This window comes from Pectinatus brassicae (assembly GCF_014201835.1).
In the GTDB taxonomy this organism is placed as follows: domain Bacteria; phylum Bacillota; class Negativicutes; order Selenomonadales; family Selenomonadaceae; genus Pectinatus; species Pectinatus brassicae.
On sequence record NZ_JACHFH010000001.1, the window covers coordinates 165,981 to 175,375 of the forward strand.

The 9,395-nt window shown below is 34.3% G+C and carries 10 protein-coding genes; 1 reads left to right on the forward strand and 9 read right to left on the reverse strand.

Annotated features, from left to right (window positions below; translation table 11 throughout):
- The 9 genes from HNR32_RS00930 to cpaB form a co-directional block, all read right to left on the reverse strand.
- The gene (locus HNR32_RS00930) at positions 1-948 is read right to left on the reverse strand and encodes a type II secretion system F family protein (protein ID WP_183858893.1); all 948 of its coding nucleotides are present in this window, start codon (positions 946-948) and stop codon (positions 1-3) included.
- 16 nt (positions 949-964) lie between these two features.
- Positions 965-2,344 (reverse strand): TadA family conjugal transfer-associated ATPase, encoded by a 1,380-nt coding sequence (locus HNR32_RS00935; protein ID WP_183858894.1) that lies wholly within the window; start codon positions 2,342-2,344, stop codon positions 965-967.
- Between the two features lie 58 nt (positions 2,345-2,402).
- On the reverse strand, positions 2,403-2,807 hold the full coding sequence (locus HNR32_RS00940) for a TadE family protein (protein ID WP_183858895.1): 405 nt from the start codon (positions 2,805-2,807) through the stop codon (positions 2,403-2,405).
- Positions 2,808-2,906: 99 nt separating this feature from the next.
- On the reverse strand, positions 2,907-3,095 hold the full coding sequence (locus tag HNR32_RS00945) for a Flp family type IVb pilin (protein ID WP_183858896.1): 189 nt from the start codon (positions 3,093-3,095) through the stop codon (positions 2,907-2,909).
- A gap of 53 nt (positions 3,096-3,148) precedes the next feature.
- A complete protein-coding gene (locus HNR32_RS00950) occupies positions 3,149-4,033 on the reverse strand; it encodes a type II secretion system F family protein (RefSeq protein WP_183858897.1) in 885 nt (294 codons plus the stop codon).
- A gap of 62 nt (positions 4,034-4,095) precedes the next feature.
- A complete protein-coding gene (locus HNR32_RS00955; protein WP_183858898.1) occupies positions 4,096-5,232 on the reverse strand; it encodes a CpaE/TadZ family protein in 1,137 nt (378 codons plus the stop codon).
- 20 nt (positions 5,233-5,252) lie between these two features.
- The gene (locus HNR32_RS00960; RefSeq protein WP_183858899.1) at positions 5,253-6,071 is read right to left on the reverse strand and encodes a CpaE/TadZ family protein; all 819 of its coding nucleotides are present in this window, start codon (positions 6,069-6,071) and stop codon (positions 5,253-5,255) included.
- A 20-nt stretch (positions 6,072-6,091) separates the two neighbouring features.
- Positions 6,092-7,363, reverse strand: a complete 1,272-nt coding sequence (locus HNR32_RS00965; RefSeq protein WP_231038217.1) for a type II and III secretion system protein family protein — start codon at positions 7,361-7,363, stop codon at positions 6,092-6,094.
- 2 nt (positions 7,364-7,365) lie between these two features.
- Positions 7,366-8,301 (reverse strand): Flp pilus assembly protein CpaB, encoded by a 936-nt coding sequence (gene cpaB / locus HNR32_RS00970; RefSeq protein ID WP_183858901.1) that lies wholly within the window; start codon positions 8,299-8,301, stop codon positions 7,366-7,368.
- A gap of 342 nt (positions 8,302-8,643) precedes the next feature.
- On the opposite strand from cpaB, the gene HNR32_RS00975 reads away from it, so the two are divergent.
- On the forward strand, positions 8,644-9,395 hold a 752-nt coding region (locus HNR32_RS00975), incomplete at its 3' end, for an IS30 family transposase (RefSeq protein ID WP_183858902.1).

Below are 9,395 nucleotides of genomic sequence, written 5' to 3' on the forward strand. Positions count from 1 at the left end.
TCATTTACCCATTTTAGCAACGAACCCCAACAATGATGGCAATAATGTTATAACAAAAATTGCTGGAAATATAAATAATACTAAGGGGAAAATTATTTTTACGGGTGCCTTTAATGCCTCTGCTTTTGCCCGCTGCATACGTCTTTCCCTCATATTATCAGCCTGTTCAATTAAAATCTTTCCCATACTTGTTCCCAGCCGCTCCGCTTGAATAACCGCTGTTGTAAACAGTTGAATCTCCTGTATTTTACATCGTTCTGCCATACTTTGTAATGCCACATTGCGCGGTGCCCCTATTTTTATATCATGTAAAATAGTTTTACATTCTTCAATAAAAACACCCTGCATTTTATCAGTTATTCGCAAAAGTGCCGCATTAAAAGACAATCCTGCCTGTACACTAACACAAAGCAAATCAAGCACTTCCGGCAGCTGTCTAAGAATTTCTTTATAGCGACGTTGTATAATAATATTAAAAATCATAAACGGTAAAAAACCACCAATAACAAACGCTGTAATTATCATGACCATTTTTTGAATAAATAACAAATTTATATTTTTTAAAATAAAAAAACTGCTAATACTCCCCACAACAATTATTGATAACAGCCAAAAACCGGCTACTGTATTTACACGCCACTTATACTGCTTCCCCGCCTGCATGATACGATCAGTAAGTAGTTTTTCAATAGACTGTGGTGTAAACATAAAAATAGTCTCCTGTATATTTTTATATATAGGCAGAACTACACGTTCATATAATGATTGTTCTTCAGGCAGTGATCTTATTTTTTTATGTCTGTTTTTCCATTCACTGTCAACAACACGTATATTAAACGATTTTAAGCGTTTATGTACTTTAGTTTTATCAGTATTTGCCAATAGCAACAATGCAATAATACAAAATAATACTACCCCGAAAGCTATTGAAATCAGCAATATTTGCATAATATTCTCCTGTTATCTAAAAAATATCATCACTATCAAATATATCCAATGGCATTTCAATTCCATTCATTTGAAATTTTTCTAAAAAGCCTGGCTGCATTCCGGTTGCTGTAAATCTACCTTCAACACGACCATTTTCGTCTATTCCTGTTTGTACATAACGAAATATATCCTGAAGTATTATAACATCACCTTCCATACCTTGCACTTCTGATATATAAGTAATCCGACGGCTGCCATCACGTATACGTGATTGATGCATTATTAAATCAATAGCTGATGATATCTGCTCTCTGATTGCCCGTACTGGTAGTTCTACGCCTGCCATAAGCACCATTGTCTCTAAGCGGCGCAAAGCATCACGTGGATTATTGGCATGCGCTGTTGTTAGCGAACCATCATGACCAGTATTCATTGCCTGAAGCATATCAAGTGCTTCACCAGAACGAACTTCACCAACAATAATTCTATCAGGACGCATACGCAATGCATTACGCACCAAATCTCTTATTGTAACCGCACCTTTTCCCTCAATATTTTCCGGACGTGCTTCCAATGTTACAACATGTTTTTGCTGTAAGCGTAATTCAGCTGCATCTTCAATTGTTACAATACGTTCGTTATTGGGTATAAATGATGACAGCGCATTTAATGTCGTCGTTTTACCTGACCCTGTTCCACCGGATACCAAAACATTAAGCTTAGCTTTAACACATGCCTGTAAAAAAAATGACATATTTTCATCTAAAGTACCAAAATTAACTAAATTTTCCATAGTAAGTGGATTACGAGAAAATTTTCTAATAGTTACGCACGGACCATTAAGGGCAAGTGGCGGTACTATTATATTTACACGTGAACCGTCTGCCAAACGGGCATCAACTAAAGGTGATGATTCATCAACACGTCTACCCAGTGGGGTTAATATTCTTTCAATAATATGCATAAGATGCGTATTATCTTGAAAGTAAACTTTAGTCAAATGCAATTTGCCCATTTTTTCTATAAAAATTTTTTTTGGCCCATTAATCATTATTTCTGTTATTGTATCATCTTTTAGAAATGGTTCAATTGGTCCTAAACCAAATATCTCATCACTTACATCACTTACAAGCGAATTTCTATCCGCCCGTGGCAACGCAAAAGGATGCTCCTCCATTACCTTCTGACTGTATTCAGCAATTACTGTCTCCAGCTTTGTCTTTTCTGCTTTGTCAGTAAAAGCCTTTTCCAATAATATTCGCTGTCCACCATCAAGATTCTCGACAATACGCTGATGTATTTCTGATTTAATTTGCTGATAAGTGTCATCATTATTATTGGGATTACGCTTACCAAAGATTTGCCCGATTTCGTCAATTTCGTTCTTTTTTCCCAAGCGTTTCAGCAATGACATATTACCGCTCCTCTTATTTTATATCAAACAGTTTTATTTTACTGTATCATTTTCATATTTATTGAATTTCCCGACGCATTTTACAGTTTACCGATATTTGTTTTGGAATAATAAATCCTAAAATATCACCGGAATCATCATGATGTGCTGTTAATATTACTTCCACATATTTATCGCTATCACCTTGTTTTATAACTGCAAAGTCATTGTCAGCTTTTGGATCCCATTTATATAAAGTAGTTACTAATTTTCTATCTTGATATTTCTCTTTTATTTCATTCACGTTCATTTCGTCAGTCATTGTAATAGCAGCATAACGTGTACTGTCTCTTGCTATCTCCGATAAAGTCAAATAATCGGAAAAAAGCATTCCCATATAAATGATTCCCCAAAAAAACAGCATAAATACAGGCAATACCAGAGCAAACTCTACTATTGTCTGTCCTTTTTGGCGTACCTGCATAATTTTCTCCTATATAATTTTAAGTATAAGTGGTATTGATATATATCAATACCACTTATACTTAAATCACTTCACCCGCTTGTTACTTAAGATCAACCACTATTCCTTACCAGTCAATGCATTAGCAGCCCCTTGGAAAGCCCCTTCTACTGCACTTCCTAGTGTTCCACTAGCACCTAAATATCCAGCTAATACAACTACAGCTGCTAATATTAAAGCATATTCAACAATCCCCTGACCTTTTTGTGTAAAATAACGATTTTTTAAATGAGTTAAAATAGTAAACAATACAAACATCTCCTTATAAATTTATTATATATAATAACATGCATAAGCCATGCTTAAACATCAATATCAACAATTCTCTGAATTACCCAAAAACCAACAAGTTCTGATATAAGCGCACCACCAATTGCCATATGACCAGTAGGTGTTGTCAATAAAGGCTGTAAATACTGCGGATTTATAATATATAATATTACCGCTAGAAATATCGGTAATAATGCCAATACAACCCCTGATAATCGTCCTTGCGCAGTTAATGTCTTTACTTCACGTTTCATTCTAATCCGTGACATTATCGTTGCACTAATGGTATCAAGTATATACGCAAGATTTCCACCAACCTGACGCTGTATCAAAACAGCTGCTACCATCAAATCAAAATCATCACTTTTAACACGTTTTGCCATATTATTAAGTGCCGTTTCTAATGGTGTACCAATATGAGTTTCGGCGATTACTTTGGAAAATTCTTCACCAATTGGTGCCTCCATTTCTTTAGCGACAAAATCAATTGCCTGCATAAAACTAAAACCAACTCTTATCGCATCGGAAATCATCAGTAATGTATCACCCATCTGCTCAGTAAAAGCATGCAAACGACGGGTAATTTTTATTTTTATATATAAAACTATTAGTATTACTGCTATACAAAATGATATAATTGACCATTGCCATCTAAGAGTTATCAGCATTACAAAAACAGCGGCTAAAAAACCTACTATCAATGTAAATGCAACAATTTCTCCACCAGTTAAAGGTATTCCAGCCCTTTGCATCAAATAATCAAACTTTTTAGTTTGGCGCACCTGCTCTAGTACTTTAGCCAATTTTTGAAGATATTTACGCCATTTTTTTTGCTTTTCTTGTTTCATTGTCGCAACAGGTCTATCAGCTAAATAATCCTGTACTCGCTCTTTAACTACTATATGAGTATTTTTCATGCTAATTATAAGCAACATCATTATTATAAAAAATATTAAGCCGAAAAAAAGTATTGGGAAAATCATCGTTTTTCCCACCTCATATAGTTTTTATTACAGATAATATCACTTAGCATCTCAATACTTTCACCTAATTTGGAGTCAGGTTTAACATCAACAGCCATTTTCCCATCATTAGCTGCTGATGATACCAAACGATATTCATTTGGTAGTATCGCTTCAACCGGATAATCAAGAATATTTGCCAATTCCCTTTGTGCGTCTTTTGTACATGGCTCAATACGAGTAAATATTGTTCCAACTTTTTCCTTGTAATTATCCGGCCAGGCATCACAAAAAATTTCCAGTGCCCGCTGCATATGTTTTATTTCAAAACCGCCATTATCCATTGATACTAAATACACTTTGTCTGCTTCTTCGGCAGCTGCTGTAGATATTGCCGTAAATGCCGGCGGTAAATCAATCAATATATAATTAAATAAACTACGAGCCATTTTTATCATTTCAATAAATGATTTTATTTTTATCTGTTCAGCAAACTCTGGTCGTTTAGTTCCGCATAATGCATAAACATTTTTATTTATTGTTGCAAAATATGACTTAAGCGTAATTGGTGATAAAAATTCAATATCACGTACTGCCTCTACAATTGTACTTGATGGTTTTAGATCAAAAAATACTGCCATATCACCAAATTGCAAATCAGCATCAATTATTGCGACTTCTTCCTGTGTTTGTCTTGCTAAACTTATTGCTAAATTAGAAATAAGCGTTGTTTTTCCACTTTTCCCTTTTGGACTAAAAAAAGCTATTGTTTTATTATCTTTATTAGCATTATTATTGCCAAAAGTTTCCAATGCTTTTTTCAGTTCATCTGCTGTAAAAGGCTTTATCAAATAACCATCTGCTCCAGCACGTACCATTTGAGCAGCTGCCTGAGCATTCCATTGTGTACTCAAACATAAAATTGTATTGTTAGGAAACTGCTCTCGAAACAATTTTACGGACTGCATATTTTCAGAATCATCAACATCAAGCAATATTAAATTGGAAGCAAAAACCATAGATTGACCTAAAGCATCATTGGCATTTGTGTATCTTGATACTAATTCAAAATCACGGGCATTTTTTATTACACTCGATAAACGTTCCAACATTAATCGATTATTTTCTACTAAAATTATCTGATATTTTGCCATGATTTCGATTATACACTCCTTTATTTAAATATATTTTTTACAAATGATGTTATTGTTTTATCGCGCTGTCTTGGTTCATTTCCTTTACTCATATATTTAGTAACCAACTGCCTAACACGATCGCGTATCAAAGATTCTTTATCTTCAGCTACCAGTGGAATACCATCAGCGATTGATTTTTGTGCTTGCATAAAATCATTGGGAATAATGTGATAAAATTTTTCCTGCAATAATTTTTCTACATCATCTAATGAAATATCTGTTTTTGAATCACTTCGATTGAGTATCAAACGTATTTTATGCTTATCATATCCAATATTACGCATTGTATCATAGCCTATTTTCATATTTTTTATTGTAGGAATAAAGTCAACAATCCCAACAAATGTAACTAATGTACTAATATCCATAACAGCAAGATTAGCTTCACTAAATGCCGATGTTGTATCAACTACAACATATTCAAATTTTTTCTGCAGATTTTCAATACATTTTTTTATATGCTCTGTTGAAATATTATAGGCTTCCTCTAATTTATTGGGTGCCAATAATACCGAAAAATTAACATTTTTATAACTATAATTATGTAGATATTCTTCAATTTCTACATATCCTTGCTTACTTAGTTTATCAGTTGCATCAAATATAGTAACTGGTGATTCTATATTCAGGTAATTTCCAACATCACCAAATTGTAAATCCATATCAACTAAACATGTTTTATACCCCATATATGCCAACTGAGCTGCCATATTTATTGATAATAATGTTTTTCCCACTGCCGATGCCGTGCTAAATACCGTTACTATAATTCCTTTTTTCTGATTATCTATATTCATATATAATAACCCTCTTATTATTACTTTTCAGCGGCTACAGATTCTTTATTTAAAGATACATCTTTGCGATTATCCTTTTGTGTATTATTATATAATTCATGCATATCATCAGACATTTTTACTGGGGTATCTGAACCAACCAATGTCGGTGTTATCAAAATAATAAGTTCACGTTTATCCTTGGATTTTGCTGTGTGCCTAAAGAAGGAACCTATTATCGGCAAATCTCCCAGTATCGGAAATTTATTAATGGTCTTACTTTCTTCTGAATTTATTAATCCACCTATAGCCATTGTCGTTCCAGAAGCAATACTTATATTTGTTGAAGCCTCTCTTGATCGCAATGCTGGAATTGTGAATTCATTATTTCGTATTTCATGTGAGTAATCTAATGTACTAACTTCTGCTTTTATTTTAGTTGTAATATCCTTTGCCGAATGCACTGTGGGTTCAATATTAAGTTTAATACCATAATCACGCCACTCAATAGATATATCTCCATTATTATTACTTATAGGAATTGGTATTTTACCACCAATCAATATACTGGCTTTCTCCCCACTTAACGTTGTTATATTAGGTCGTGATAAAACTTTAGCATCTCCTTTTGTTTCTAGTGCCTGTACTGTAGCATTTATATCAGCATAACTTTTTGTAAAACTCTGACCTACGCCAAAACTTCCTGATGACCCTAGTGTTACAATACCTGTATCTGTATCAATATCAGATGCATTAGAAAATAAAAGTCCTAATTCCTTCGATTTATCCATGGAAATTTCTATTATCTGAGCTTCTATCTTAACCTGATATGGTTTAGACATTTGCAATAAATTAATTACCTTTTTTCCATAAACTTGTGCTATTTTTTCTGCTATATCTTTTTCATATTGATTTTTAACACTACCTTGCAATAAAATATTATCTATGGAATTTTGTACATTTATTTCATCATTCGGCAAAACTCGTTTTATAGCTTGAGCAATAGCTAAATTATCAGCCAGTACATTAATATTAAATTGCTGACGCATACCATTATTAGTCCAAACTCTCAGTGTAGTGCTTCCTACACTCTTTGCATTTATTAATATCTCCGTTGAAGACGCTACAACAGCATCTGCAATAGTCGGATTAGCAATTGCAATCTGTGTTATTTCACTGGTACCTACATTTAAATAGTAAGATTGATTAAGTGGTATTGATATAGGTGTCATAATATCACTAGCCATAACATTATTATTACCCAGTATTAAAAAAGAAAATACTATTAATATTGGTAAAAATTTTTTTACCATTTTCATCTCACCTCAACCTTACTTTTTGTTTCTCCCCGTATAACAGTTATACTTTTCCCATTATCAGAAATGTTTTGTGCTACACTATCGTAATTTCTAGCGGGTACTGCATTATTTACCGGAGCAGGAGGTGGATTATTATTTGTAATCTTATTTTCCGGTGCAATATATTCACTATACTGTGTATCCGCAACAAATTCATTTGATGCTTCCAATGGTCTCAGCATTAATGAAAGTGAGCCTCTACTAGCTGCGGTTCGCAAGCGCAATGCATCATATGGTTTTATTGCCAATGTAGCTGTAGACATTTTTTGATTTGCCTCATCTACCTGCTTTTCTGCTTTATCAGTTGCTTTTTTCACATTACTTGCAGCTATTGATGTTTTATTTATTCCCAGTAAAAGTACATCCTGTAAAATTATTTCACTTTTCATTTCTGGTTTATTGGTTACAACAATTACATCAACATAATCGCCAGGTTTAGCAAAGCCAGCTACACCAGTAACATCATCTATACTTATTGATATAGCCCGACAATCATTTGGTATTTTACCTACAAAACTAGCTAAGTTATTATCACTATATAATTTAGGAACAGTTATAATATCACCCGCCATAACAGATACCTTTACTATTTTCCCTACTACTTCATTAATATCTGTTACCGGATTAGCTGGCAATAAATTTTTTGGTACATTAGTTATTGTTAACATATTATTATTAATGATAGTATCACGTGGAATATCAATTTTAGCCGTAACAACTGCGACCATACTGACTTTTGATGTATTTTGTACATTATTGTTAATACTATATATATACATATACAAAAATCCTGCAAATATTATACTTACAAGTCCCGCGATTATTAGTAATTGTTTTTGTGATAATTCATTTACTTTATCTGCTATTATTTTAAACTTATTAATTAATTTCAAAATTTTCCCCACCCACTAAAAAAGACCAAATAAAAGCATTTCTTTTATTTGGTCTTTTAAAACTTCAAAATGACAGATACAATAAAATACCAAAATAAAACAATATATTATTGCATCCCTCCACCCACCGTAGAATATTTATACTCATTTAAATATTCCACATATTAAATTTTATCATTACGAGATTTATCTTTTCTTGATTATATAACAAATCGTTTCATATAACAAGATATTTAATTGGTCAGTTGTAAAATGAAATTGAACAAATAAATAAAATCCATAATGATGAACCTTGTGTTAGAATGTAATCGCTAAACAACAATCTACAAAGGAGCAATCACTATGGATCAACTCCATTCTAACACAGACGACACTTCTCGTAAACGGGGATCGCATCTCACACTTGATCAGCGTGGCGCGATTCAGATACTAAACCGCCAAGGCTTATCATTACGAGCCATTGCTGATGCTGTAGGCTGCGCACACGCTACTGTCTGGTACGAATTACGGCGCGGTACGCCTTCGCGTACCAACAGCCGTGGTCGGATTCCCATATATATGGCAAAACGTGGCCAAGCTGCCTACAATGAACATCGCACGCACTGCCGCAAGCCCTACAAGCTGGATAACGACTTGTTCGAGCCGTTTATTCAATGGCTAGTCAAGCAGGTTCGTGAAAAGCATTGGTCCCTGGATGTATGCGTCGGCTATGCCAAACTTCATCAGCTATTTCCAAGGGATGAGATGGTCTGCACCAAGACTCTGTATAACATGCTGTGGGCTGATAAGCTGCCGATTACCATATTCGAGGTACCATGTGTTATTTCACGCAAGCAGCACCGCAAATGGAATCGCAAAAACAAGCGCATTCTTGGGCGCAGCATCGATGAACGTCCTGCCATTGTTGATGAACACGAGGAACTCGGTCACTGGGAAGCGGACACTGTCGTCGGGAAGCGCCAAGGCAAGGAATCCGTTGTCTTCACCATGGTAGAACGTATCACGAATCACTACATCGCCATTAAGATTCCTGGCAGGAACAGCGCTGGTGTGAGCCAAGCGATGGATCAGCTCCACGAGCAATATGGTGATCG